At 59.4% G+C, this 24,658-nt stretch carries 23 protein-coding genes; 5 read left to right on the top strand and 18 right to left on the bottom strand.

The annotated features are described in order from the left end of the window. Window positions 1-223: 223 nt before the first annotated feature. Window positions 224-472, bottom strand: a complete 249-nt coding sequence (locus PseAD21_RS18670; protein ID WP_102356961.1) for a hypothetical protein — start codon at window positions 470-472, stop codon at window positions 224-226. 379 nt (window positions 473-851) lie between these two features. Here PseAD21_RS18670 and PseAD21_RS18665 point away from each other — a divergent pair, with 379 nt between their 5' ends. Beyond that, a complete protein-coding gene (locus PseAD21_RS18665) occupies window positions 852-1,901 on the top strand; it encodes a 3-oxoacyl-[acyl-carrier-protein] synthase III C-terminal domain-containing protein (protein ID WP_102356958.1) in 1,050 nt (349 codons plus the stop codon). A 107-nt stretch (window positions 1,902-2,008) separates the two neighbouring features. On the opposite strand, the gene PseAD21_RS18660 is transcribed toward PseAD21_RS18665, so the two are convergent. The 9 genes from PseAD21_RS18660 to PseAD21_RS18620 form a co-directional block, all read right to left on the bottom strand. Then, complete coding sequence (locus PseAD21_RS18660; protein WP_102356957.1) at window positions 2,009-3,868, bottom strand: ABC transporter ATP-binding protein; 1,860 nt, start codon at window positions 3,866-3,868, stop codon at window positions 2,009-2,011. A 90-nt stretch (window positions 3,869-3,958) separates the two neighbouring features. Next, a complete protein-coding gene (locus PseAD21_RS18655; RefSeq protein WP_102356956.1) occupies window positions 3,959-5,569 on the bottom strand; it encodes a gamma-glutamyltransferase family protein in 1,611 nt (536 codons plus the stop codon). Between the two features lie 25 nt (window positions 5,570-5,594). Further along, window positions 5,595-6,686, bottom strand: a complete 1,092-nt coding sequence (locus tag PseAD21_RS18650; RefSeq protein ID WP_102356955.1) for a polyamine ABC transporter substrate-binding protein — start codon at window positions 6,684-6,686, stop codon at window positions 5,595-5,597. 20 nt (window positions 6,687-6,706) lie between these two features. Next, complete coding sequence (locus tag PseAD21_RS18645; RefSeq protein ID WP_102356954.1) at window positions 6,707-7,486, bottom strand: amino acid ABC transporter ATP-binding protein; 780 nt, start codon at window positions 7,484-7,486, stop codon at window positions 6,707-6,709. Between the two features lie 2 nt (window positions 7,487-7,488). Continuing rightward, complete coding sequence (locus PseAD21_RS18640; protein WP_102356953.1) at window positions 7,489-8,265, bottom strand: amino acid ABC transporter permease; 777 nt, start codon at window positions 8,263-8,265, stop codon at window positions 7,489-7,491. An 11-nt stretch (window positions 8,266-8,276) separates the two neighbouring features. Beyond that, window positions 8,277-9,083, bottom strand: coding sequence for an ABC transporter substrate-binding protein (locus tag PseAD21_RS18635; RefSeq protein ID WP_102356952.1), 807 nt, complete (start codon window positions 9,081-9,083; stop codon window positions 8,277-8,279). Window positions 9,084-9,162: 79 nt separating this feature from the next. Beyond that, the gene (locus PseAD21_RS18630; protein WP_102356951.1) at window positions 9,163-9,831 is read right to left on the bottom strand and encodes a GntR family transcriptional regulator; all 669 of its coding nucleotides are present in this window, start codon (window positions 9,829-9,831) and stop codon (window positions 9,163-9,165) included. A gap of 238 nt (window positions 9,832-10,069) precedes the next feature. Continuing rightward, on the bottom strand, window positions 10,070-10,378 hold the full coding sequence (locus PseAD21_RS18625) for a plastocyanin/azurin family copper-binding protein (protein ID WP_102356950.1): 309 nt from the start codon (window positions 10,376-10,378) through the stop codon (window positions 10,070-10,072). A 14-nt stretch (window positions 10,379-10,392) separates the two neighbouring features. Further along, entirely contained in the window at window positions 10,393-11,361 is a 969-nt protein-coding gene (locus PseAD21_RS18620; protein ID WP_102356949.1) for a metallophosphoesterase, read from the bottom strand. 153 nt (window positions 11,362-11,514) lie between these two features. Here PseAD21_RS18620 and PseAD21_RS18615 point away from each other — a divergent pair, with 153 nt between their 5' ends. Further along, entirely contained in the window at window positions 11,515-12,027 is a 513-nt protein-coding gene (locus PseAD21_RS18615; protein WP_102356948.1) for a sigma-70 family RNA polymerase sigma factor, read from the top strand. Then, window positions 12,020-12,763 (top strand): anti-sigma factor, encoded by a 744-nt coding sequence (locus PseAD21_RS18610; RefSeq protein WP_102356947.1) that lies wholly within the window; start codon window positions 12,020-12,022, stop codon window positions 12,761-12,763. Before PseAD21_RS18615 ends, PseAD21_RS18610 begins: the two co-directional genes overlap by 8 nt. An 83-nt stretch (window positions 12,764-12,846) precedes the next feature. Here the strand turns inward: PseAD21_RS18610 and PseAD21_RS18605 are convergent, their stop codons facing one another. Beyond that, complete coding sequence (locus PseAD21_RS18605; RefSeq protein ID WP_146011299.1) at window positions 12,847-13,677, bottom strand: hypothetical protein; 831 nt, start codon at window positions 13,675-13,677, stop codon at window positions 12,847-12,849. Between the two features lie 228 nt (window positions 13,678-13,905). Here PseAD21_RS18605 and PseAD21_RS18600 point away from each other — a divergent pair, with 228 nt between their 5' ends. Then, complete coding sequence (locus PseAD21_RS18600) at window positions 13,906-16,527, top strand: EAL domain-containing protein (RefSeq protein ID WP_102356945.1); 2,622 nt, start codon at window positions 13,906-13,908, stop codon at window positions 16,525-16,527. Between the two features lie 173 nt (window positions 16,528-16,700). Here PseAD21_RS18600 and PseAD21_RS18595 read toward each other — a convergent pair whose 3' ends face one another. Continuing rightward, entirely contained in the window at window positions 16,701-17,480 is a 780-nt protein-coding gene (locus tag PseAD21_RS18595) for a hydroxypyruvate isomerase family protein (protein WP_102356944.1), read from the bottom strand. Window positions 17,481-17,658: 178 nt separating this feature from the next. Between PseAD21_RS18595 and PseAD21_RS18590 the strand changes: the two genes are divergently transcribed. Continuing rightward, on the top strand, window positions 17,659-18,570 hold the full coding sequence (locus PseAD21_RS18590; protein WP_102356943.1) for a LysR family transcriptional regulator: 912 nt from the start codon (window positions 17,659-17,661) through the stop codon (window positions 18,568-18,570). A gap of 38 nt (window positions 18,571-18,608) precedes the next feature. Here PseAD21_RS18590 and PseAD21_RS18585 read toward each other — a convergent pair whose 3' ends face one another. The 6 genes from PseAD21_RS18585 to PseAD21_RS18560 all read right to left on the bottom strand — a co-directional run bounded on the left by PseAD21_RS18585 (window position 18,609) and on the right by PseAD21_RS18560 (window position 24,522). After that, a complete protein-coding gene (locus tag PseAD21_RS18585) occupies window positions 18,609-19,016 on the bottom strand; it encodes a DUF3224 domain-containing protein (RefSeq protein WP_102356942.1) in 408 nt (135 codons plus the stop codon). 119 nt (window positions 19,017-19,135) lie between these two features. Further along, window positions 19,136-20,482, bottom strand: a complete 1,347-nt coding sequence (locus PseAD21_RS18580) for a glutamine synthetase family protein (RefSeq protein ID WP_102356941.1) — start codon at window positions 20,480-20,482, stop codon at window positions 19,136-19,138. A 23-nt stretch (window positions 20,483-20,505) separates the two neighbouring features. Continuing rightward, complete coding sequence (locus PseAD21_RS18575; protein ID WP_102356940.1) at window positions 20,506-21,063, bottom strand: helix-turn-helix domain-containing protein; 558 nt, start codon at window positions 21,061-21,063, stop codon at window positions 20,506-20,508. A gap of 25 nt (window positions 21,064-21,088) precedes the next feature. Further along, window positions 21,089-22,378, bottom strand: a complete 1,290-nt coding sequence (locus PseAD21_RS18570; RefSeq protein ID WP_102356939.1) for an FAD-binding oxidoreductase — start codon at window positions 22,376-22,378, stop codon at window positions 21,089-21,091. A 108-nt stretch (window positions 22,379-22,486) separates the two neighbouring features. Further along, window positions 22,487-23,815: an ATP-binding protein gene (locus PseAD21_RS18565; RefSeq protein WP_102356938.1), complete on the bottom strand. Its 1,329-nt coding sequence runs from the start codon at window positions 23,813-23,815 to the stop codon at window positions 22,487-22,489. Next, window positions 23,812-24,522, bottom strand: coding sequence for a response regulator (locus PseAD21_RS18560; RefSeq protein WP_102356937.1), 711 nt, complete (start codon window positions 24,520-24,522; stop codon window positions 23,812-23,814). The genes PseAD21_RS18565 and PseAD21_RS18560 overlap by 4 nt, the downstream gene beginning before the upstream one ends. Window positions 24,523-24,658 lie beyond the last annotated feature (136 nt).

Raw genomic sequence — 24,658 nt, 5'->3', positions numbered from 1 at the left:
GCTCAAAGCAACGAAGATCAATTGTGGGAGCGGGCTTGCTCGCGAAGGCGCCGGGTCAGGCAACCTCATCGCTGAATGACACAGCGCGTTCGTGAGCAAGCCCACTCCCACATGGGTTTTGAGGTGTGTCAGAAACACCGGTGGTGGTGAGCTTCATGCTACTGGCGATCGAACGCATCGGACCGACCTGCAAAGAGCGTCACGCCCTAGCGAGCAGCAGCGATCACTTTTTCTTTTTCGCCGGCTTGTCTGCTTTCTTGGGCTCTTTGGCCTTCTCTGGCTTGCTATCCGCTTTTTTTGCAGATTTCTTCGGTTCGGCGTCTTTCTTCTTGTCCTTCTTGTCCTTCTTGTCGGAAGACTTTGAAAGCATCGAGGCAGCAGCTGATTTCTTGGCCGCTGATGACTTTTGGTCTTTCAAGTCCTTGCTGGCTTTCGAAGCATCATCTTTGCTTTTCTTCTCGTCTTTAGCCACGTTGACCACCTCTCGGAATATGCCGGTATTGGCACAGCGCCTGTGCAATTGAACACAAGCTGATCATTAGGCGTACGCCTCAGAACGCGGTTCCAATTATTTTGCTGCGTCGAGACAGGCGCTGCATGAATGTGCTCTGTTGGCCGAAAGCGGCCGTTCGTGAGGGACAGCCCTGATACTTTTTTGCGAATCTGAAATCGGCTAGATATTGACCCAGATCATGATTGAATCCAACTGAAGGGAATTACTGAAAACAACCTTGATCCGCTATTTTTTTGTGCTAAAAGTATTGGCGCCAGTGGCTCCTTACAGGGATGAGCAAGGTGTTGCTCATTCGCGGCCATTGCCCACGGATGCATACTTTTAACAAGGAAGTCACATGAAAATAGTTGGGCTGTCCGGGATTCTTCCGTCACGCATCGTCAGCAATCAGGACGTTATAAACCTGGTCGAGGAACACTCTAAAGATACGTTCCAGGATGACTTGCCAAAAACGCTGAAGACCATAGGCAAGTTGCTTGAAAAAAGCGGTAGCGGCACGCGCCACTGGCTGGGCGCCAACGAAAAGCCGATGGATCTGATGGAGTCTGCATTCAACTCGGCGCTCGCCCAGGCCAATATCGATAAGGCCGATCTGGATCTGTTGATCTATCCGAACGTCACGCGAGGATTCATCGAGCCTGCCAACAGTACGTTCATCGCCAAGGCCCTGGGCCTGAGCTGCAGAAACTTTGATGTGGTGGACGCCTGTAACGGCTGGGTGACAGCCATGGATGTCATCAACAGTAAAATGCAGGCAGGCGAGATTCGCTACGCGGCTATCGTCAATATGGAATTTGGCATGTCTGCTGGCGGACCGGTCATGCCCAGGAACTTCTCTTTGCAGTCGCCGGCAGAACTGGCTTACAAGTTTCCGAGTTTTACCATTGGCGAAGCAGTCACCGTCACCATCCTCAGTAATGAGGCCCCAGGCAACTTCAAGTTTTCATACATCAACAGACCGGACTTGAGTGATTTATCGACCATTTCCCTGCCGGATTGGAAACTATTCTGCAATGAGGAGGATATTGCCCGCATTTCACCCACCGGCGGGCAGTATCAATTTAATTCCTACGCGGCAGCCTTGCATGAAGATGGTCGAAATGAGGCGATAAAAGTATTCAACCTGCAAAACATCTCTGCTGCGGATGTTCATAAAGTGTTTATTCATACCGGTTCGCCAAAGATGTGGGAGCACATTGGCCAACTGATCGGTATTGATCACAAGCTGCATCACGTCGGGCATAAGACCGGCAACATCATTACGGCGTCCATCCCCTTCGGCATCTTCGATGCCATGAGCCGAGGCGAAGCCGAGAAAGGCCAGTTTTGCATGGGCTGGGCGGGCAGTGGCGGTATGGTGTTCTCTGCGCTGTCATTTACCTTGTAGGGCCTGATGCTACTTGCCGCCATGATGCGGCAAGTTGCTCGAGCATGATCACCGCTGTTGATTAGCCAGAAACACTTTAGCTACCCATGGCCGCAAGCGCTCCCCTCTCACGCCTGATCCAGCGCCTCGATCACGCCTCTGTCCTCACCCAGGAAGCCGCCGCTCTGATGCGCCCACAGCCGCGCATACACGCCGTTCTTCTCAAGCAACTCTGAGTGGGTGCCCTGCTCGATGATGCGCCCATCGTCCATGACGATCAGGCGATCCATGGCTGCAATCGTCGACAACCGATGGGCGATCGCGATCACGGTCTTGCCCTGCATCATTTCATCGAGGCTTTCCTGAATCGCTACTTCGACTTCCGAGTCCAGCGCGCTGGTGGCCTCGTCCAGCAACAGGATCGGCGCGTTCTTCAGCATCACCCGGGCAATTGCGACCCGTTGGCGCTGGCCGCCGGACAGCTTGATCCCCCGCTCGCCCACCAGCGTGTCGTAGCCAGTGTGGCCTTGGCGATCGCTGAGTTGGCTGATGAACTCATCGGCCTGGGCATTGGCGGCAGCACGACGGATTTGCGCGTCGGTTGCATCGGGCCGGCCGTAAGCGATGTTGTCGCGAATGGAGCGGTGCAGCAGCGAGGTGTCCTGGGTGACCATGCCGATGCAACTGCGCAGGCTGTCTTGCGTGACGTGCGCGATGTTTTGCCCGTCGATGCGAATCTCCCCGCTGTCGACGTCATAAAAGCGCAGCAGCAGGTTGATCAGCGTGGATTTGCCGGCACCGGAGCGGCCCACCAGACCGATTTTCTCGCCCGGGCGGATGTTCAGGCTCAAGCCATCGAGTACCTGACGTTCGCCACCGTAGTTGAATCGCACCTTGTCGAAGGTCACCGCACCACCAGAAGTGACCAGCACGCCAGCATTCGGCGCGTCCTGCACCTTGGTGCCTTGGGTCAGCGTCGCCATGCCATCCTGGACGGTGCCGATGCTTTCGAACAGCGAGGTCATTTGCCACATGATCCAGTTCGACATGCCATTGATCCGCAACGCCATGGCGGTGATCGCCGCCACCGCACCGGCGCCGACAGCTCCCTGGTGCCACAGCCACAGGGCATAGCCCCCGGCGGACATGATCAACGCGACGACCAGGGCCTGATTGACGATCTCGAACAGGCTGACCAGGCGCATCTGGCGAAAACCGGTCAGTTTGAAATCTTCCATCGCGGCCCGCGCGAAGTGCGCTTCGCGGTTGGAGTGTGAGAACAGCTTCACAGTCGTGATGTTGGTGTAAGCATCGGCGATACGCCCGGTCATCATCGAGCGCGCATTGGCCTGTTCCTGCCCGACTTTGCCCAGACGCGGCACGAAGTACCACATGGCCAGACCGAACAGCACGACCCAGGCCAGGAACGGCAACATCAGCTTCAGCGCGAAGCCGCCGGCCAGCGCGATGATCGCAATGAAATACACGCCGATCCCGGGCAAGATTTCGATCAGAGTGAACAGCACATCGCGTACCGCCAGCGCCGTCTGCATCACTTTGGTGGTGACGCGGCCAGAGAACTCATCGGAGAAAAACGAAAGGCTTTGCCGCAGCATCAACCGGTGGAAATCCCAGCGCAGACGCAGCGGCAGGTTAATTGCCAGGATCTGATGCTGGACCATGGTGCGCAACGCCACCAGCCCGACACTGAACACCATGACAATGCCCATCCCCCACAACACGCGGCTCTCCTGCACCGCCGCTTCGCCGCCGGCCTGCCACGTCGAGAGCAGGTCCACGACCTGGCCGAGGAAGGAAAACAGCCACGCCTCATAAATCGACACGCCGGCACTGAGCAGCGCCAACGCCAGAATGTAACCACGGGCACCCCGGGTGCAGGCCCAGAGAAATTTGGCCAGGCCGTTGGGCGGCGGTGGTACCTCGTCAGGCGGGAAAGGGTCGAGTCTTCGTTCAAACACACGAAGCATGGTGTTCTCCAAAACAGTCAGGTCAGGGAGATTCTGCCATCGAATGGAGGCTGGGAGGTCTTTGTGAAAAAGTGTGTGCTACTGCCACCTCTACCACACCGCAATATGCGAATCCGCCCGCGGCTCAGTCCCCCCACACAACACGCCCGTCACCGGGTCACGCAGAATGATCTGCCCTCGTCCGTAATCCGTCAGGTCACTGGCGATCTGCACCTCATGCCCCCGGCGTGCCAGCGCATTGGCCAGATCCCTTGAAGCGTCCTGCTCGATGCCGACTTTCATGCCGCCCAGCCATTGCCAGCGCGGTGCATCCAGTGCCGATTGCGGGTTCAAGCCGAAATCCACCAGGTTCATGACCATCTGCACATGGCCCTGCGGCTGCATGTAGCCGCCCATCACACCAAATGGTCCAAGCGCCTGGCCGTCCTTGGTGAGGAAGCCGGGAATGATCGTATGGAAGGTCTTCTTGCCCGGGGCCAGTGCGTTGGCATGCTCCGGGTCGAGGCTGAATTCCTGCCCGCGGTTTTGCAAGGCGATGCCGCTGTCAGGCAGCACCACGCCCGAGCCGAAGCCGTGGTAATTGCTCTGGATGAACGAGACCATATTGCCTTGCCCATCGGCCGTGGCCAGATACACCGTGCCGCTGGCGTGAGGGTCACCCGGTTTCGGCGGCTGGGCCTGCTCGCCGATCTGTTCACGGCGACGAGCGCTGTAGCCATCACTCAACAGATCGGCCACGGCCACGCGCATGTGCAGCGGATCGGTGATGTAGTGCAGGCCATCGCTGTAGGCGAGCTTCATCGCCTCCAGTTGACGGTGCCAAGTCTGCTGGCTGTCGCGGTGATCGAAGTCGAAGCCTTCGAGAATCTTCAGCGCCATCAGCGCAACCAACCCCTGCCCGCTTGGCGGGATTTCCCAGACATCCACGCCCCGGTAATTGACGTGGATCGGCTCCACCCACTGCGCACGGTAATGCTCAAGATCCGTGGCGCGCAAATAGCCGCCTGTTGCCCGCGAATGCGCATCCAGGCGTTGCGCCAGCGCACCGCGATACAAGCTCTCACAGCGGCTCGCCGCGAGTTCTTCAAGGGTGCGTGCCTGCGCCGGGTTACGGAATAGCTCCCCGGCCTTGGGCGCCCGACCGTCAATCAAAAAGGTGTCGAACCAGGCCTGCAGCACCTCATCGCGATGGGGACCAAACTCATCCAGCGCGATCTGCCACTGATGGGCAACCACCGGCGACAGCGGAAAACCGTCTATGGCCAGGCTGATCGCCGGTTGCAGCAAATCGGCAAACGGCAGCACGCCAAAGCGTTGCGACAGCTCGGCCCAGGCCGATGGGCAACCGGGCACCGTCACCGGCGTCCAGCCATACAGCGGCATCTGTTCATGCCCGGCGGCCTTGACCGCTTCGATGCTCAGACTGGCCGGGGCATGACCGTTGGCATTGAGGCCGTGCAACTGATTCTTGAACCAGACCAGTGCAAACGCATCGCCGCCCAAACCGCAGCCTGTAGGCTCGACTACGGTCAGCGCCGCTGCCGTGGCGATGGCGGCGTCGATCGCATTACCGCCCCTTTGCATCATCTCGATGCCGGCCTGAGCGGCCAGCGGCTGGGACGCCGCGACCATGCCGCGACGAGCGAACACGCTTTGGCGTTGCGATGGATAGGGATACTCGTGAGCAGAGAATTTCAACATGGCAAAGACTCTTCAAATCAACAATTCATTGGCCGGACTTGATCCGGTTCCATTCGCGGGTGATCAGGCGCTGGATGTTTTCCGGCAGATCGGCCGAGACGAAGGCATGGTTGATCACTTCGTCAGTCGGGTAGATCCCTGGATTGCCACTGACTTTGGCGTCCATCAGCGCCGTGGCATCCTTGTTCGGGTTGGCGTAGCCGACGTAGTCGCTGACTGGCGCAATCACCTCAGGACGCAGCAAGTAGTTGATGAAGGCATGGGCATTGGCAACGTTGCCGGCGTCCTTGGGGATCGCCAGCATGTCAAACCAGAGGTTCACCCCCTCCTTGGGAATCAGGTAGCGAATGTCGATGTTTTTCCCCGCCTCGCGCGCCCGGGTCCGGGCCTGCATCACGTCACCGGAATAGCCGATCGCCACGCAGATATCGCCGTTGGCCAAATCGGCGGTGTACTTCGAAGAGTTGAAGTAAGTCACCGAGGGCCGCAGGGTCATCAGCAGTTTAGACGCCTGCTTGTAGTCGTCGGGCTTGACGCTGTTGGGGTCCAGTCCGAGGTAGAGCAAGGTCTGAGGAATGATCTTCACCGGCGCATCGAGAAAGGCCACGCCACAGCTTTTGAGTTTGGCGAGGTTTTGCGGATCGAACACCATCGCCCACGAATCCAGCGGCACGTCCTTGCCCAATACCGCGCGCACCTTCTCCTCGTTGTAGCCGATGCCCACGGTGCCCCACATGTACGGCACCGCGTATTTATTGCCCGGGTCGGCGGCTTGCAGACGCTGCATCAGACGCGGATCGAGATGCTTCCAGTTATCCAGCAATTCCCGTTGCAGCGGCTGATAGGCGCCGGCGCGAATCTGCTTGGACAGAAACTGGCTGGACGGCACCACCACGTCATAGCCCGAGTGCCCCGAGAGCAACTTGGCCTCAAGCATTTCATTGGTGTCGAAGATGTCGTACTGAACCTTGATCGCGTTGTCTTTCTCGAAATTCTTCAGCGTGTCGGGGCCGATGTAATCGGACCAGTTGTAAACCTTCACCACCGAATCGGCAGCCTGAAGCATGGGCACCACGGCGACGCAGCACAGCGCCGCGAACACACTCGATAAACGCATCGTCGATTTCCTTGTGAAGTTCACAGCACGCGGCTGAGAAAGGCTTGGGTACGGGGATGAGTGGGACGGCTGAAAATCTGCTCCGGCGGGCCTTGTTCGATCAGTTCGCCCTGGTCGAGCACCACCACCCGGTCGGCCACTTCGCGGGCAAAACCCATTTCATGGGTGACCACGACCATGGTCATGCCCTCCTCAGCCAACTCTTTCATCACCTGCAGGACCTCGCCGACGGTTTCCGGGTCGAGGGCGCTGGTGGGTTCGTCGAACAGCATCGCCTGGGGTTTCATCGCCAGCGCCCGAGCGATCGCCACCCGTTGCTGCTGGCCACCGGAGAGCATCGAGGGGTAATGACTGGCCTTGTCCGTCAGTCCGACGCGCTTGAGCAATGCTTGCGCCTGCTCCAGCGCAGCCTGGCGTGGCACACCTAACACCTGAATCGGTGCTTCGATGATGTTTTCCAGGGCGGTCATATGCGGGAACAGGTTGAAGCGCTGGAACACCATGCCAATGTCCCGGCGCTGGCGAGCGATGTTGCGCTCGGAATCGCGCACCAGGCTGCCGTCAGCCCGGGTGCGATAGCCCATCGGCCGGCCACTGACCCGAATCTCCCCGGACTGAATGTCTTCGAGCAGATTGATGCAGCGGATAAACGTGGTTTTGCCCGAGCCCGAAGCGCCAATCAGCACCACCACTTCACCGCGCCGCACTTGCAGGGAAATGCCCTTGAGAATCTGCAGATCACCGAAGGATTTGTGAATGTTCAGCGCCTCGATGATCAATTCGTCACTTTGATGCGCCATGATTAGCGTCCCCTCAGCAGTTTCAGAGTACCGCGCCCGAACATCCGGCTGGAGGCCGGCGGTGGCGCAGAAGGTCGGTCCGACTGGCCGAAACGGCTCTCCAACCAGCGCTGAAAGAAGCCCCACAAGGTGGTGAGCAACAGGAAATAGATCGCCACCACCAGGTACAACTCGAACACCCGAAAGGTCGCCGAGGTGACCATTTGCGTGCTGAGCAACAGCTCCTGCACGCCGATCACGCTGACCAGCGTGGTGTTTTTCAGCATCACGTTGAACTCGTTGCCCAGCGGCGGCACGATCACCCTGAACGCTTGCGGCAGCACGATGCGGCGCATCAATTTGGCGAAGGTCATGCCCAGTGAACGGCCGGCCTCGTACTGGCCCTTGTCCACGGCACCGATCCCGGCCCGAATGATCTCGGCCATGTACGCGCCTTCATTGAGGCCCAGAGCGATGATCGCGGCCTGGATGTTGCCGGGGATCACCAGCCCGAACAGCTCGATGTCTTCGAAGCGAAAAATCCCGCCCGCTGCCAGCGCCGTGTAGAGGAAAACGATCTGCACCAGCAACGGCGTGCCGCGCATCAGCCACACATAAAAGCGCACTGGCAGATGCAGCAAAGGGTTCTTCGACAAGCGCAACAGCGCGGCAGCCAGCCCCAGAACACAGCCGAGCAACATCGCCAGCACACTGATCAGGCACGTCAACCAGAGTCCGGTGAGGTACACGCCGCTGGGCTGCAACAGGTACTGCCAGAACACATCCCAATTGAAGTTCATCAACGCTTACCTCAATCGAGTGTGTCGCTGAAAACGTGCCATTTATTCAAAAGCTGCTTGTAGCTGCCATCGCTGCGCATGTCGGTGATGATCTGCTGCACGGCGGCGCTCAGTTGCGCATCGTCCTTGCGAATCCCTAAACCGGTGAGGATCCTGCTGAAGGCTGGAACGCCCTCCTCAAACAGGTCCGGCGCCATCGCGGCGTAGTAACCGGCGGTTTCGACCGTGGTGCCGTAAGCGTCAACCTGATTGATGCGCAAGGCCTGGAAGGCATCGGTATCGGTGTTGTAGACCACCAGTTTCATCGGTGGCTTGCCGGCCTTGACCAGGCTTTCATTTTCGCTGTCGAGCAGGGTCTTGATGGTCGAACCGTTGAGCACCGCGATCTTGTGCCCGCTGAGGTCGGCCAGGGCCTTGAGCGCCTTCGGATTACCCTTGGGCACGACGACCGCCTGACTGGAATACATGTAGTTGACGATATCGATTACCTCGCGGCGCTCGGGCTTGTCGAACAATTGATCGACGATCATGTCGCACTGTTTGGCTAGCAAGGCCGGGAGCAATCCGGAAAACGGAATCACCCGCCAATCGACCTTCTTGTCGCCCAGACGCTTGGCGATTTCCAGCCCGAGGTCGACGGTCAGGCCCTTGGGTTTTTGCGCTTCATCGAAGGACACCAGCGGCGGTGAATCCATGCCAGAGCAATAGGTGAGTTTGTCGACCCTGGCCAGGCGCTCCGGCACGGTGGGTGCGGCAACCGCCCACTGCGTACAAAGCCCCAGGGAAATTGCAGCCAGTAACAGGCGAGACGTATGCATGACCAGACACTCCAGTTCGGTTAGTAACGGGGCAGTACTCAAAGTCAAAACATCGGCGGACTCGTGTTCCGCTCTGTGGTTATTTTTCCGATTGCAGAAACCTGATCAACTCGGGCACCGTGCCTTCGATATGGTCGCGCACCACGGCCTCGGCCTTGCTGGCGTCGCCGGCACGAATCGCATCGAGGATCATCTGGTGTTCCTGACGCGCACTCAGGGGTTTTTCAATGTGCTGCAGCCACAGGCGCATGGGTGCTTCGATCAGCGAGTACAGCGCGCTGATCTGCTTCAACAGCCTTGGCCGGCCGCTGAGGCTGCACAGGTACTCATGAAACTTGCGGTGGCGGCTGACCCACGCCGCACTCTCATCGCGGTAGTCATCCATTTCATCGAGCAGTCGCTCCAGCGCCGTCAACTGACGCTCGCTGATCCTGGGCACCGCGATGCGCATCGCCAACCCTTCCAGCGCACTGCGCATCTCGAAGACTTCGTGCATTTCCTCGACATCCAGACCGCTGACCACGGCGCCGCGATTGGGCCTCAGCGTCACCAGCCCCTGTGCATCGAGACGGCGAAAGGCTTCGCGTACAGGCATGCGGCTCATGCCGATTTCGCTGGCAATGTCCTCGGCGATCAGCCGGTCGCCCTTGCGATAACGACCAGCGCAGATGCCCTCCAGCAGAAAGTTATAGGCCTCTTCCTCGGCAGTCATCGGTTGGCGTTGATCGTAGGCGGGAGCGAATTGCATGGCAGCACCTTTTGTCTTTTTGTATCCAATTATCCACGGATACAAAAAAGCACGATGCATGCCAGAGTCCGCAGGAATGCGCCAAGCAGTTGATTTTAATGATTTAAGGAAAGTAATCGGCGCACGCGGCGATGCCCGACCTTTGAGATTTGCTACCAGAAGGCTCATGGCGAGCCCCGCAAAGGTGCAGAACGGTAGCTGAGTAACACTCAACTGAACGGCACCCTTGCGGTACGTTTCACTGTGTCACCACCACCTTCCCAATCATCTGCGGGTGCAACACGCAAAAGTACTCAAACTCCCCCGGCGTATCGAACACCCAGGAAAAACTGTCATTGGTGTCCAGCGCTCCCGAGCGAAACACCTTGTGGGTTTCCGCCACGGTGTGCGGGATCTGATCGTCATTGACCCACGTCACCTTGGTGCCCACGGCCACGGTCAGGTCCTTGGGGCCGAACATGAATTCCTTGATGTCGACCTTCACTTCCGCCGCCCACACCGGCATCGCCAGCAGCAGGCACACCAGCGTCAACAGTCGCATTTTCATCGGTTCGCCCTCGGTTAAACCAGTGTCGAATCAATCAGTGCCAGCGGGTGATCGCCCTGGGTCGCGCGCACCTCGGTGATTCCCAGGTAATTGCGCAGTTGATCCGCCGCTACCGTCATCGGCCCCGGTGACGGCGCTGCGCCCGGTGCTGGCTGTGGATAGGCCGTGCCTCGGGCGGTGTGGAAGGTGATGTTGCCTTCGACTTTCTGAATGACCTGATGGATGTGCCCGTTGAGCCCCGTCCCCGAGCCGTACTTGCGCAGCATCGCGATTGCCTGATCGCCGTCCTCGGTGCCCCAGCCCCACGGCTGATAAACCGTCCACAACGGGATGTGGGTGAACACGACGACGGGCGTACTGCTGCTGACGGCGCGCAAGTCATCGGCCAGCCAAGCCAGTTGGTCGGCGCCGAGGGTGGCTTCGTGGCCGGCCTGGAAGTTGAAGACATTGATCAGCGCAATGAAGTGCACGCCGTGGTCATCGAAGCTGTACCAGCCGTTGCCTTTGGTGCCCTTGCCGTAACGCTCCAGGTAAAGCTTGCCGCCGCCCTCGTCGAGGGTGTCGTGCTCACCGGGCACGTAATGCACGGTGGACGGCAGGCCTTTGAGCAATTGCGCGGCGGTGTCGAATTCCTCAGGCTTGGACAGGTGAGTGATGTCGCCGGTGTGCAAGATCAGCGACGGCCGTTTGGGCAGCGCGATGACCTTGTCGATCGCCACCTGCAGGGTCTTGACTGGCTCCGGATTGGCTTCCTTGTTGAAGCCGATGTGCGAATCGCTGATCTGCACGAAGTGAAAGGTGCTGGCCAGCGCCTTGGGATCGCTGACGTTGCCCGTTTCATCCAGCGCAAAGGCTTTGGGGATGCCGCCGCTCAAGGCCCAGAGCACCCCGGCCCCGGCCCACGCCGAGCATTTGAGCAGGGTTCGCCGGTCTGGATCGAGCGGACCATCGGTGCGCAGCGGGTGTTTTGCTTGAATGTCCATCGGTGTGTCCTCGCGGGCGAACTACAGTGAGGTAGCTGACACGAGGTAAACCTTTCGGCGCGAAGCTTTATTCCACGGCAAAAAATAAATGTTTTTGCGCGAATAAAACCCGCCGCAGCACGGTTATAGGGGTGTGACGGTGCGGAACCCACCATGAAGCGATTTGAGGAACTGATTGCGCCCCATCTGGACGCGGCCTACAACCTTGCGCGCTGGCTCACCGGCAACGACAGCGCCGCCCGCGATGTCGTGCAGGAAAGCGCCCTGCGCGCCTTCCGGTTTTTGCAGCGCTTCGCCGATGGCAACGCCAAGGCGTGGTTTCTGACCATCGTGCGCAACGAAAGCTACACCTGGCTCAAGGCTTCGGCCGGACATCGCTGGGTCGCCATCGATGACGACATGGCAGCTGACGAAGGCCCGCTGAGCCACAGCCAGACCCCGGAACTGCTGGCCATTCACACGGAAAATGCCGCGTTGCTGCAGCAAGCGCTGTGCGCCCTGCCGCCGGTGTTTCGCGAGGTGATTGTGCTCAAGGAACTCGAAGACCTGCCCTACAAGGACATCGCCCTGGTGGTCGATATCCCCATCGGTACCGTCATGTCCAGACTGGCCCGGGCGCGTGCCCTGCTCAAGCTCGAACTACTGAAGTTGCACGATCATGAATGAACTCGACTGCACGGTTTGCCAGACACAGTTGCACGGCTATCTGGATCAGGAACTGGATCCGGCCACGACTGCGCAAGTGGCAGCGCACTTGAGCACCTGCGCCGAGTGCGCGCGGCTGCAGGATGAAGCGAAGTTGCTCAAGATCAGCGTGAAGCGCCATGCAACCTACTACCCGGCCCCGGCCTCACTGGTGGCCAGCGTATTGGCCGCTGACAAACCCGCGCCCGGGCTCATGCAGGGTTGGCGAAACTGGTTGGCCCCGGCGTTTTCCGCAGCTGCGCTGGCCCTGGCGATGGTGCTGTATGTCGCCACCCCGGGCAGCGAGCAACCCTTGATCGACGAGGCCGTCTCCAGCCATGTGCGCTCGTTGATGGGCGAACATCTCAACGACGTGGTGTCCTCCGATCGCCACACCGTCAAACCGTGGTTCACCGGCAAACTCGACTTCTCGCCCCCGGTGTTCGACTATACGGCGCAAGGCTTCCCCCTGCTCGGTGGACGTCTGGATTACCTGCAACACCAGACCACCGCCGCCCTGAGTTACGGGCATGCCAAGCACATCATCAACGTGTTCATCCTGCCGACGAGCGAGGCCGACAGAGCCGTGCAAAGTCAGAGCGTTCGTGGGTTCAATGTGGTGTCGTGGCAGGCCGGGCACATGCGTTTCGTGCTGGTGTCCGATGTGGAGAAAGCTGAGCTGGAGGCGTTGGGGCAGTTGCTCAGGAAGGGGCCTTAAGAACCCAGTGTCAGGAAAAGCCTCCTCTTTGCGACGAGGCTCTCCTCCCCCTCTGCTATCAAAATCAAGGTCAATGATCATTTCTAATCATCGCTACCCTGATCGCCCAGATGCTTTGCTTTTGCTCTGAACAACGGAGGCTCCTTTGCGCGAAGCTCTTCATAAAGCGTTGGGTGGTAAATCTGCGGCACTTCCTCGGTGGCCCACCAGGCCCAGTACAGCCCAGCGACCATGACTGTACTCACGAGGAACCAGCCGCTAAATCCAATGATAGCGTTCAGCGCGAGCATCAAGGTCTCGACGTCGTTGCTGATACCCACCCATGCATTGAAAACCCCGAACACCCCCAAGCCGAATATCAGCTCTCCAGCCTGGTATCGGTTAGCTCGTGCCTCGTTCCTCATGGACTCGGCGGACTCCCAACGCTTCCAGGCAAATTCATCGTCCTTCCTGATACTGTGTTCCCGCAACGCGCCATGTGTCACGTAACCATGAAGCATGTCATACCGCACATGCCCTTCGAACCATTGCCAGGGCAGATAAATACCCGCAATACACGCGAATCTGGCGATCGCCGGGATCACTAGCGACACGATCAGGCAAAACGATGTGACACCCACGAAAACTGTGCCCAGACGCTCCCACAGCATCGCCATATTGCCGGAAAAGCCCATGAGATTCTGATGCAGTGCAAAGGCGCAAAGCGAGTCCAGAAACAGACATACATAGGTGAGTTTCAATGCCCATCGTAACTCCCAGGCTTTTTCGAACACGGCTCCGGGCAATCCGGCGATGGGATTTGCCGATTTGAGGCCGTCTTTGTTTTGATCCACGTTTACAACTCCATTGTCTTGAAAATGCAAATGGGCGACTACAACGCCAGGCATGGCCTTCTTCGCAGCTTGAATATTCAAGATGCCAGACCGTACGTAAGACTCTCAACTCAACTACCTGCAGTTCCTCGTACTGAACCCGCCGAAGCACTCCCGGTCATCGTGTGCTTTTACTGGTTTCAAGGCAAAAAACCTGCACATTCACTACGCTTGGGAAATCCGCGTCAGCGCAATGCCCACAAACGCATTGAACATTGCGCTCAGGCTGCTGTTCCAGATGGGTTCAGACCCAGGATCAAGGACGTGCATATGGACATTTTCACTTCCGCCGCGCCTGTTCCGCCTCAGCAAAGTGCAATCACCCGCCGTCTGGCCTTCGCGGTCGGCGCGCTGTTTATCGTCGGTGTGATGGCCGCGATCGGCACCTTGCTCGGCATTGCCGCTCGCCTGGATCGGGAGGATGTCGACGAGACCCGTTTTTACACCGCTCGTGCCTTGGAAAACCGCATCGCCGCGTCCAAAAGCTACATCACCAGCTACGCCGACTGGACCACGGCCTACGAACACCTGCACACCAAGGTCGACACCGACTGGGCCTACACCCAGCAAAACATCGGCAAAACCCTGTTCACCAGTGATGGCTATGACGGCGTGTTTGTGCTCGATCGACAGCGCACCAAATACGCCGTGGTACAAGGCCTGCAGGACGAGGGGGAGATTTCGCGCCTGCTCAACGTTTCTGTGGCGTCGTTGATCGATCAGGTGCAAAGCCAGGCCGATTTGACCGTGCCGATCAATACCTACTCACTGTTCGAGGGCTGGCCGGCACTGGTCACGGCCGCAGCGATCCTGCCCAACGATGATCGCCCATTGGGCGATCCGCAACAGACATCGGTACTGGTGTTCGTCGACAAGTTGACCCCCACCAAGCTGCAGGCGCTCGGTACCGCCTACGGTCTGCAGAACCTGACCTTGATCCCGGATGAACAACCCGCCGGGGAACAACCGCGGGTACCGCTGGGCAGCACTGGTTACAGCCTGACGGCGGACCTCGAACGGCCTGGCCAGCAATTACTGTGGTCACTGCTGCCAACACTCGGCGCCGTGCTCGTAGTGCTGATGCTGTTGACCGCGTATTTCTTGCGCCATGCGTTGCGCTCCTCAACCTACGTCGACCACAGTTTCAGCACGCTGCAAGCGTCAAATCAGGCACTGGAAGCGGCCAACCACGCGCTGGAAGCCAGTGAAGAACGTTTCCGCGCGGTGGCCGAAGCGGCGTCGGACTGGATCTGGGAAGTCGACAACCAGCTGCGCCTGACCTACCTCTCGGCGCGCTTCAGCGAGGTGACTGGTTACCCGCAAACCCAGTGGCTGGGGCAAGGCATCGGACAATTGGTGTCGTGCGATACCACGCCGCTGGAGCTGTGGCTGAAAAAGCTCAGCGAAGACAGCAATGCCAGCGACCTGCGCTGCACCTACCGCGACCACGCCGGGCAACAACGTCACTGTCGGTTGTCGGCGCGGCCGATCATCGACAAATACGCCGTAGGCGGTTATCGCGGCACCGCCAGCGACATCACCGACGAAGTCGCCGCCCATGCGCAGATCCAGCATCTGTCGATGCACGACGCCCTCACCGGCCTGCCCAATCGCAACCAGTTGGCGCGCTATCTGGATGACGCGCTGCTGCTCAAGGAGCACGCGCCGCCGCTGTCGCTGCTGGTGATCGACCTGGACAACTTCAAGCCGATCAACGATTCCCTCGGGCACCCGGCCGGCGATGCGGTGCTGCAGGAAGTCGCCAGTCGCCTGCGCGAATGCACCCGTGAACACGACATTGTTGCGCGTCTGGGTGGCGACGAATTTGTCGTGGTGCTCAATGGCATGGACAGCCGCCAAGAGGTCGACCGGTTCTGTACCCGACTGGTCGAGAGCCTGCACCAACCGCTGACCTTCGAACATCATCCGCTGCACGTGGGTGCAAGCATCGGCATCGCCCTGAGCCGGCGTCAGGGCTTCATGCCGAGCGAGTTGATCCGCTGCGCCGACATCGCGCTGTATCAGGCCAAGTCCGAGGGTAAAAACACCTGGTGCTATTTCGAAGCGCACATGAGCGACCAGATCCAGACGCGCCGGCAGATGGAAAGCGACTTGCGCGGCGCGCTGAAGAACGACGAATTCCTCCTGCACTACCAGCCGCGCTACACCGTCGACGGCAAGCACATCGTCTCGGTCGAAGCCCTGGTGCGCTGGCAGCATCCGACCAAGGGCCTGCTCGGGCCGGACCTGTTCATCGGCCTCGCTGAGCAGACCGACCTGATCGTGCCGCTGGGGCGCTGGGTGCTGCGCGAAGCCTGTGAAACCGCCCTCACCTGGCCGTCGGACATTCTGCTGTCGGTCAACCTGTCGCCGGCGCAGTTCGCCCTCAGCGATGTCGTCGAAGACGTGCGCGAAGCACTGGTGCAGACGCGTTTCCCGGCCAGTCGTCTGGAGCTGGAAATCACCGAAAACGTGATGCTCGTCGACACCGACGGTGCGCTGGCCACCATGAATGCGCTCAAGCAACTGGGTGTACGGCTGAACATGGATGATTTCGGTACCGGTTACTCATCCCTCGGTTACCTGCGTGCGTACCCGTTCGACGGGATCAAGATCGACAAGCGTTTCATTGCCTCGATCAGCCACGGTGCCAACGATCGCGCCGTGGTGCAGGCGATCATCGGCCTGGGCAAAGCCATGGGCCTGACCGTCACCGCAGAAGGCGTCGAGACCGAGGAGCAACTGGACATTCTCGGCAAGGATCAATGCAACGAGGTTCAGGGCTACTTCATGAGTCGGCCGATCGACAAGGCGGCGTTCGCGCAGTTGTTGAAAACCGCCAGGGCCGAGCCGGCCACTCATCCTTCACCGAAGAAAGGCCGCGTCATTTAGCCAGTCGGGCATCCCTGCCCGCGCTCGACACTACAGCGCCGCTGTCGATCTTCTTCGCCGCCGCGTCGCTGATCCAGGTGTGCCAGGTTTGGCGTGGCGCTGACCTATACCCGACCGTTCGGCGATCACAGTTACGACGGTCAGCCGCTGGTCTGCTTGGCCATTATGCGGCCCTACACGACGGGAAGCGATCGGCCATCACGCGCCAAGTATGGCGACTTCAGCCAGCCCAGGCTTGCAACAGTGGTGCTGGAAGGACGGTACTCACATCCGATCCATCCGGTGTACCCACGATGTTCCAGAGTCGCGAACAATTCAGCAAAGTTTACGGCGCCTGTACCTGGCTCGTGACGACCTGGGCAGTCTGCAATCTGCACGTGGACGGTTCGCTCATAAAACCGGGACAGAACATTGGCGGCGTCACCCGACAATAGCTGCGCATGGTAAAGATCGAGTATCAGTCCAATGCTCGGGAAGGTCTCCAGTACCCGTTGCGCCTTACTGAAATCCGACATGTAGTACCCCGGAATTTCCTTTGGGCTGATCACTTCGATCAGGGGCTGCAAACCCTGATCCTCGAAATATTTGACTGCATATTCCAGGTTGCTCATGAAACTGCGCTCAGCCGACACCTGTGCAGTAATCCCGGACATGATGTGCACTTTCGGGCAACCCAACACCTTTGCATAGCGCGCGGCCAGGGCTAAACCTGTGTGGAACTCTTCTTCCTTGCCTTGCAGCGCAGCAATGCCCTTGGTGACGCCGGCCGGTGCAGCGAACTGGATCAGAGGTAGAGAGTATTGAGTCAAGTGTGCGGCCAGGTGACTGGCGTCAAATTCATAGGGTGAAGGAAACTCCACCGCTTTGAATCCAGCGGCCGCAGCTGCTTCGATACGCTGGAGAAACGGCAAATCGTTGAATTGGAAGCCGAGATGAGCATTGAACTGAAGCATTCGATTCAAATCCTTTTTGAAAGAGGCTATTCATCTGCCTGGAGGCGATCCTCGAGATGGCGACCACGAAGTGATCGCCGGCATCTTAGAGAGGCATTTCCATCACGAAAAATATTAGTTTGTGATTTATTTCATCACTGATTGTTATGCTTTGGGTTTCGATCCGGGTGTGACAGGCATGAATCTCAAAGCGTTGATGTACTGCGTGGAAGTTGCGCGGCAAGGTAGTTTCACCAAAGCCGCGCAGAGCCTGCACATCGCTCAACCAGCACTGAGCATGGCCATTACTCGATTGGAGGAGGAACTGGGGGTTACGCTTTTCAACCGCGCGGCACGACAAATCACCGTGACGGCTGAAGGAAAAAGCTTTCTTGCACGTGTCGAAGTCGCTTTGCTTGAACTAGACATGGCACGCCAGGAACTGCGGGATCTGGCGCAGGTACACAGCGGTGAAATTCGTCTCGGCGTGCCTCCCATGTTCGGGATCAATTACATTCCGCAGGTACTCAATGCTTTTGGCAAAAAGTATCCAGGCATCGTCATGACGGTTGTTGAAGGCAGTGCGGATGACATCAGCCAGAGACTGGAAAGCCGTGACATTGATGTCGCCCTGCTGGAGTCTCGTCGAGTCGAGAGCGGATGGGACTCCGTTTTGTTAGGCACCGACGAGATGGTGCTGTGCATGAACGATAGCCACCCGCTTTCGGGCGAGTCCTTTATCGAGGCCTGGCGTCTACAAGATGAAAAAATGGTGCTTTTTGACCAGTCATTCCTGCAACGCCACATGTTCGACACCTTCTGCGACGCCTCCGGAGCCCGCTATCGAATAGCATTGCAGACCAATTTCGTCTCACTGGTCATCAAGGCAACACTGGATGGAATGGGCGCCTCTACGCTGCTGCGCTCCATTCAACGATGTGTACCCGGCATGCTCGGGGTTCCGTTCAAACCGGCACAGACCATGAGTTTCAGTCTGTGCTGGCGGGCTAACGAATACTTGTCTGTGGCAAACAAGCGGTTTGTCGAGTTTGCTCAAACCACCGGTTTCTTCGGTAAAGCAACCGAGCCAGGCAGCCCCTCTGCGGGATAAATCCAAGCGACAACCCTTGGTTGAAAACGATTTCTGACCTATTCGAGTTGGTAATCCATCCAGATACGGTGTGTGCCATCGTTGTCGATTTTGATGCCTCCTGATCCCGATATCCCTTTCAAATCACCTGTACCACTGCCTCTGACGATGCAGAAAAACTCATCTGCCCGATCAGTGCCGGTCGTGGACGCAGAGTGGATGAAATTGAATGTGCCTTCTTTCCCGTTCAACGCACCTTTGAAGCTCTCAAGGGCGATGTAACTGCCCGTCCTGGCCGCCATGTCGAACGCGGCAGTAAAAGCGGTTGCAGAAACACCCTCGATAGCGCCCGAGTAGCACTTGTCCATGGTGCTGATAGACACTGGCAAGGACGTCGTAATCTCGGGGATTGGACTCAGGCCGGTTGCCTTGAAATTTCTGGTAGAAAAAGTGCCTGACGCTTCCATTCAAATCCCTCTCTATCCTTATGTGTGGGGTTGTGATTCTACTCCCCAGGACAGCACCGCGCCAAAAACGCTTTGCGCAGCTGGAAAACCTCTGACAGCGAACACTCACGACCACCCCACTACAAATACCAGCGATACTCCCGCGCGCTGATCTCCTGCATGAACGCCAAGTGATCCTGACGCTTGTTCTCGCAATACACGTCGACGAACTCCGCTCCCAGTCCCGCCCGCAGTTGCGGCTGGTGTTGCAGGGCGCGCACCGCGTCGAGGATTTCGGTGGGGAAAGCGATGCCGCTGTTGCGGTCGTCGTTGAGTGGCGGGATCGGTTCTTTGCCGGTTTCCAGCCCGTGCTCCAGACCCACCAGAATCGCCGCCAGCACCAGATACGGGTTGGCGTCGGCGCCGGCCAGACGGTATTCGATGCGCAGGTTCTTCGTGTCCGACTCGGGAATGCGCAGGCATGCGTCACGGTCTTCGTAACCCCAGCTCGCCTTGGTTGCGGTGTTCACCGTGCCGCTCAAGCGGCGCATGGCGTTCTGGTTCGGCGCGAAGATCGGCATGCTGTGCGGCAGCAAGTCCAGGCACCCGGCCACCGCGTGGCGCAGCGGCTGGTGGTGATTGGCGGCCAGCAGGTTATTGCCCGCCGCGTCATACAGGCTGACGTGCACATGCATGCCACTGCCCGGATGCTCCACGTACGGTTTGGCCATGAAACTGGCGCGGTAGCCGTGCTTGAGTGCAACGCCACGGGTGCTGCGACAGAACAGCGCCGCCCAGTCGGCGGCACGCAAACCGTCGTCCAGATGACCGAAATTGATCTCGAACTGCCCCGGCCCCAGTTCCGCCGTAATCACTGTGGCATCGATGCCCTGAGCCCGCGTGGCTTCGACCATGTCGTCCAGTACCGGGGCGAAACGTGACAGGCGCTCGATGTGCATGTTCGGCTGATCATCGGCGTCGTCGCTCAATTCGTCGCGGGGGAATTGCGGCAGGCCGTCACGCAGTTTTTTGTCGAACAGGTAGAACTCCAGTTCGAACGCCACCACCGGATAAATGCCCTTGCGCGCCAGTCGGTCGAGCACTTGCGCGAGCACTTCGCGGGGTTCGAACTCGATCGGCTTGGCGGTGCCGTCGGAGGTAATCAGCATCTGCCCCAGCGGTTGCGCTTCCCAGGTCACCGGTTTGAGTGTGCCAGGGACCAGGCGGCGCACGGCATCCGGGTCGCCGTCGTTGAAGCAGTAATCGCCGATCTTGAACAAACCGCCCTGCACGCCCAGCAGCACGCAGTTTTGCGGCAGCTTGAGCGCACTGCCCGCGGCGACTTTTTCGAGCATTTCCACTGGATAACGCTTGCCGTAGAAGTGCCCCGGAATGTCCAGAGAAATCAAATCGACATAACGCACCTCCGGGTAGCGTTGGCGAAACGCACGCACTTCAGCGAGCAGGTCAGAGCAGACAGCGTCCATCGTCGGTGTTCCTTTGGTTGTTGTCAGGTGTAGACCCAGAGCACGCGCGTGAGCTGCAGGGTGAGATTGCCGTAACGGCAACGGGCATGACTGTCGAATTGAAAGCTGTCGCCGGGGCGCAGCGTGACCGGGTCTTCGTCATCGCCCAGCCACAAGCTCAGTTCGCCTTCGAGGACGTAGCCGCCCTGCTCCGAGCTGTCGCTCATGTGTCGGTCGCCACTGCTCGCGCCCGGTTCCAGATGACTTTCGAGCATAGAAAACGACGCGCGCATCTGCGGCGATACGAGAATGTCGGTAATGCCGTTGGCGTAATACAGCGTGCGGCGCTCGTCCGGGCGAGTGACCCACGGCACTTGCCTGGGTTTGGGCAGGCTGTAGAAATAGGTGGTTGGTACGCCGAGGGTTTCGCTGATTGCGGTGAGGTCGGCCACGGTCGGGCGCGATAGACCGCGTTCGACCTGCGAGAGAAAGCCCACCGAACGGCCGATTTTGTCGGCCAGCTCTTTAAGGGTGTACTTCTTGTGCTTGCGCAGGTCGTGGATCAGGATCGCCAACGCAGCGATTTCTTCTTGCTTGTTCATGGGCGGGGTTCCAGAAAATCTTTCATCAAATGCTGTCGCGCAGTCGGTACCAGGCCTTGCCGATGGCTTCCAGCGGTGCGGCGAGATATTTGCCGCCGGGGAAACTGCCATTGCTCAGGCCCTGATACAACGCCAATTCATCCTCTTGGCCGAGAATCGCATCGGACACTGCACGGGCGGCGGCCAGCGTCGGCAGTACGCCGTGGCCCGAATAACCCTGCAACCAATAACGCTGGCCCTCGCAACCTATGTCCGGGGTGCGCTTGATCGTCAGGTCGATATGCCCGCCCCAGGCGAACTCCAGCTCGACGCCTTTGAGCTGTGGGAACACCCGTTCGAGAAACGGCCGGGTGGCCGCCGCGATGTCCTTGGGCATGCCGCCGAGATAGGTACAGCCGCCCCCGAACAACAAGCGGTTGTCGGGCGTGCGGCGGAAGTAATCGAGGACGAACTGATTGTCGGTCACGCAGACGTTGCTCGGCAGCAGCGCGGTGGCTTGCTCCGACGTCAGCGGCGCGGTGGCCACCTGATAGGTGCCGACCGGCAAGATGCAGCTGGCGAGTTGCGGGTCGAGTTCATCGAGATAGGCGTTGCAGGCCAGCACCAGCACGTCGGCCTTCACCGAACCGCGCGCGGTGTTGACCCGCCAACCACCGCCCTCAGGCTGATAACTCAACGCCTTGCTTTGTTCATGGATGCGCCCACCGGCACGCTCGATGGCGGCGGCCAGTCCGAGGGCCAGTTTCAGCGGATTGAGGTGCGCGCCCTCGGCATCGTAGAGGCCGGCCTGATAACGCTCGCTGGCGACCCATTGCGGCAAGTCTTCACGGGGAATGAATTGCAGTGCATCGTGGCCCCACTTGTGACTGGCTTCGTGTTGCCATTCGGTCAGCAGGCTGACCCGACGCGGCATCACCGACGTCCACAAATGCCCCGGGCGATAGTCGCAATCGAAGCCGTGACGCCCGGGCAGTGCGCGCAACTCCTGCGCGGCCCAACGCATACCGTCCCACAGGCGTTTTGCCCGTTCATGCCCCAGCGCGGCTTCCAGCGGCGGCATGTCGCACGACCAGCCCAGAATCGCCTGCCCGCCGTTACGCCCCGACGCGGCCCACGCCACACGACTGGCTTCCAGCACCGTGACACGCTTGCCGGCCAAGGCCAGACGCAACGCCGTGTGCAAGCCACTGAACCCCGCGCCGATGATCACCACATCGCTGTCCTGCGCGCCTTCAAGCGCCGGTCGTTGGCTGAGGATATCGGCACAACTGTGGGCGTAGTAGCTGTCGACATGGCGCTGGGATTGCAGAAACATTCGCGGCCTCGTGAAATTCTGTTCTTGTAATTTCATGAAAATCTACAGAACAAATTTCATATCGGCAAGCCGCGAAGCGCTTGTCGGTCGTTATCAGGGCTTCAGGCGCTACAGCGGCAGCTCAACCCTGGCCAGCAAGCCACCGCGACTGCGATTACTCAACGTCAGCTCCCCGCCCTGCTCGCGCACAATGGCCCGCGCCGACGACAGCCCCAGCCCGACACCACCGGTTTCGCGGTTGCGCGAGGTTTCCAGGCGGAAGAACGGATCGAATACCCGCTGCAACGACGCGTCAGGAATTCCCGGCCCCTCGTCAGTGACATCGATACAGATGCTGTAGCCGTCACTGCGCAGCGCAATGGTTGGCTGCTGCGCATACTTCTCTGCGTTTTCCAGCAGGTTGACGATCACCCGTTTGATCCCCAGCGGACGCCCCTCATACACCAGATGCGCCGGGCCGCTGAAACCGATGGCGATGTGCTGGTCGCGGTAGTCGTCGATGATCGTCTGCAGCAACTCCGACAGGTCGAACGCGGTGGTTTGCTCCGGCTGGGTGTCTTCGCGAAAGAACGCCAGCGCGGCGTTGATCATCGACTGCATCTCTTCGATGTCACGGATCAGTTTGTCCTGATGATCAAAGTCTTCCATGAACTCGCTGCGCAGGCGCATCCGGGTCAGTGGTGCGCGCAAGTCGTGGGAAATCGATGCGAGCATGTGCGTGCGTTCGCCGATGTAGTGCTGAATCTGCGCCTGCATGGTGTTGAAGGCGATGATCGCCTGGCGGATCTCGTCCGGGCCTTCGATCTTGATCGGCGGCGCACGCAGATCGCCGCCGAAGCGTCGGGCGGCGCTGGCGAAACGCTGCAGCGGTCTGGCCAGTTGGTACGTGGCAAGCCAGGCCACCAGCACCGTGGCGATCAGGCCCAAGGCAATGATGATCGCAATGCGTGTGCCGATGTCCAGTCCCCAGGAGCGTTCGCGCGATGAGAACAACAACCAGCTGGCATCCGGCAGTTGAACCAGCGCCGCATACCGGGCCCGCGGACTGTCGCTCGGCCAGTCAGCGGGATTGAACACCCGAATCTGTCGATCATCGCCCAACAACTGGTGCAACACCGATGCCTTGTCTGCTATGAGCAGCGTCCCCCCGGGTGGCAATCCGAATTCGTCGCGTTGCGCACTCCACATCACTTCCTGTGTCGGGCCGTTTGCCGCTTGCGCCAGTTGCGCGCGCAAAGGCGTCGGTGCGGCCTCGATCACCTTGACGGTGGCGGCAATCTGCTCCAGCAATCCGGTGCGTTCGATGGGCGGGCGCGCCCACGTTCCCGCCACCTCCACGAACAGGAAATTGAGCGCCAGCGAAGCGAGCATGGCCACGACGATGGTCAGCGCGATCCGCCGACTCAGCGGGTCGCGCCGCAAAAACCGGCGGATCATGAGCGCGTGACCTTGGCCGTGAACATATAACCGCCGTTGCGCACCGTGCGAATCAGGTCAGGGCGTTTACTGTCCGGTTCGATCTTGCGCCGCAGGCGGCTGACCTGCACATCGATGCTGCGATCAAAGGCGTCGTGGCCCTGGCCGCGAGACAGGTCGATCAGTTGTTCGCGGGTGAGGATGCGTTGCGGGTGTTCGAGAAACACCACCAGCAGATCGAACTCGCCACCGGACAGCGGAATCATCACGTTTTGCGGCGAACGCAGTTCGCGGCAGGTGATGTCCAGGTGCCAACCGGCGAAAGCGACTACCGGCCGCGACGGCTCGCTCACGGGGCCGACCTGCTCACCGGCGCGGCGTTGCACAGCGCGCAGGCGGGCCAGCAGCTCACGCGGGGCAAACGGTTTGGTCACGTAGTCATCCGCGCCCAGTTCGAGGCCTACGATGCGGTCACTCAATTCGCCCATGGCGGTCAGCATGATGATCGGAATGCCCATCTGTGCCCGCACTTTCTGGCACAGGCTCAAGCCACCTTCACCGGGCAGCATCAGGTCGAGAATGATCGTGTCTGGACGCTGCTGCGCAATCGCCGCCCACATCGCTACGCCGTCAACGGCCACATCGACCTCGTAGGCGTGCTGGACGAAGAACTTCTTCAGCAAGGCGAGAATTTCCACGTCATCGTCGACGATCAGCAGTCTGCTCACGTTCACAGGATCCTCAGGCCAAAAAAGAACGCATCTAAAACTATTCCGGCGCCCGGGTCATTTATTTCAATCGAGCAACATTCCGTCGCCCCGGACATCAAGCGGACATTGTCCGGCAAAAACCCTCTGCCACCCT

The organism is Pseudomonas sp. AD21 (assembly GCF_002878485.1).
Classification (GTDB): Bacteria; Pseudomonadota; Gammaproteobacteria; order Pseudomonadales; family Pseudomonadaceae; genus Aquipseudomonas.
Note: the sequence above shows the minus strand (reverse complement) of the source record. Positions and strands in the feature narration are given on the sequence as shown.

What these genes read in the sequence shown, in the direction of transcription:
- PseAD21_RS18625 (WP_102356950.1), bottom strand. Translation starts at nt 10,378, where the DNA reads ATGAAAATGCGACTGTTGACGCTGGTGTGCCTGCTGCTGGCGATGCCG.
- PseAD21_RS18595 (WP_102356944.1), bottom strand. Translation starts at nt 17,480, where the DNA reads ATGCTTCAGTTCAATGCTCATCTCGGCTTCCAATTCAACGATTTGCCG.
- PseAD21_RS18585 (WP_102356942.1), bottom strand. Translation starts at nt 19,016, where the DNA reads ATGGAAGCGTCAGGCACTTTTTCTACCAGAAATTTCAAGGCAACCGGC.
- PseAD21_RS18570 (WP_102356939.1), bottom strand. Translation starts at nt 22,378, where the DNA reads ATGTTTCTGCAATCCCAGCGCCATGTCGACAGCTACTACGCCCACAGT.
- PseAD21_RS18665 (WP_102356958.1), top strand. Translation starts at nt 852, where the DNA reads ATGAAAATAGTTGGGCTGTCCGGGATTCTTCCGTCACGCATCGTCAGC.
- PseAD21_RS18615 (WP_102356948.1), top strand. Translation starts at nt 11,515, where the DNA reads ATGAAGCGATTTGAGGAACTGATTGCGCCCCATCTGGACGCGGCCTAC.
- PseAD21_RS18645 (WP_102356954.1), bottom strand. Translation starts at nt 7,486, where the DNA reads ATGGCGCATCAAAGTGACGAATTGATCATCGAGGCGCTGAACATTCAC.
- PseAD21_RS18655 (WP_102356956.1), bottom strand. Translation starts at nt 5,569, where the DNA reads ATGTTGAAATTCTCTGCTCACGAGTATCCCTATCCATCGCAACGCCAA.
- PseAD21_RS18660 (WP_102356957.1), bottom strand. Translation starts at nt 3,868, where the DNA reads ATGCTTCGTGTGTTTGAACGAAGACTCGACCCTTTCCCGCCTGACGAG.
- PseAD21_RS18590 (WP_102356943.1), top strand. Translation starts at nt 17,659, where the DNA reads ATGAATCTCAAAGCGTTGATGTACTGCGTGGAAGTTGCGCGGCAAGGT.
- PseAD21_RS18575 (WP_102356940.1), bottom strand. Translation starts at nt 21,063, where the DNA reads ATGAACAAGCAAGAAGAAATCGCTGCGTTGGCGATCCTGATCCACGAC.
- PseAD21_RS18620 (WP_102356949.1), bottom strand. Translation starts at nt 11,361, where the DNA reads ATGGACATTCAAGCAAAACACCCGCTGCGCACCGATGGTCCGCTCGAT.
- PseAD21_RS18635 (WP_102356952.1), bottom strand. Translation starts at nt 9,083, where the DNA reads ATGCATACGTCTCGCCTGTTACTGGCTGCAATTTCCCTGGGGCTTTGT.
- PseAD21_RS18610 (WP_102356947.1), top strand. Translation starts at nt 12,020, where the DNA reads ATGAATGAACTCGACTGCACGGTTTGCCAGACACAGTTGCACGGCTAT.
- PseAD21_RS18650 (WP_102356955.1), bottom strand. Translation starts at nt 6,686, where the DNA reads ATGCGTTTATCGAGTGTGTTCGCGGCGCTGTGCTGCGTCGCCGTGGTG.
- PseAD21_RS18600 (WP_102356945.1), top strand. Translation starts at nt 13,906, where the DNA reads ATGGACATTTTCACTTCCGCCGCGCCTGTTCCGCCTCAGCAAAGTGCA.
- PseAD21_RS18640 (WP_102356953.1), bottom strand. Translation starts at nt 8,265, where the DNA reads ATGAACTTCAATTGGGATGTGTTCTGGCAGTACCTGTTGCAGCCCAGC.
- PseAD21_RS18580 (WP_102356941.1), bottom strand. Translation starts at nt 20,482, where the DNA reads ATGGACGCTGTCTGCTCTGACCTGCTCGCTGAAGTGCGTGCGTTTCGC.
- PseAD21_RS18565 (WP_102356938.1), bottom strand. Translation starts at nt 23,815, where the DNA reads ATGATCCGCCGGTTTTTGCGGCGCGACCCGCTGAGTCGGCGGATCGCG.
- PseAD21_RS18630 (WP_102356951.1), bottom strand. Translation starts at nt 9,831, where the DNA reads ATGCAATTCGCTCCCGCCTACGATCAACGCCAACCGATGACTGCCGAG.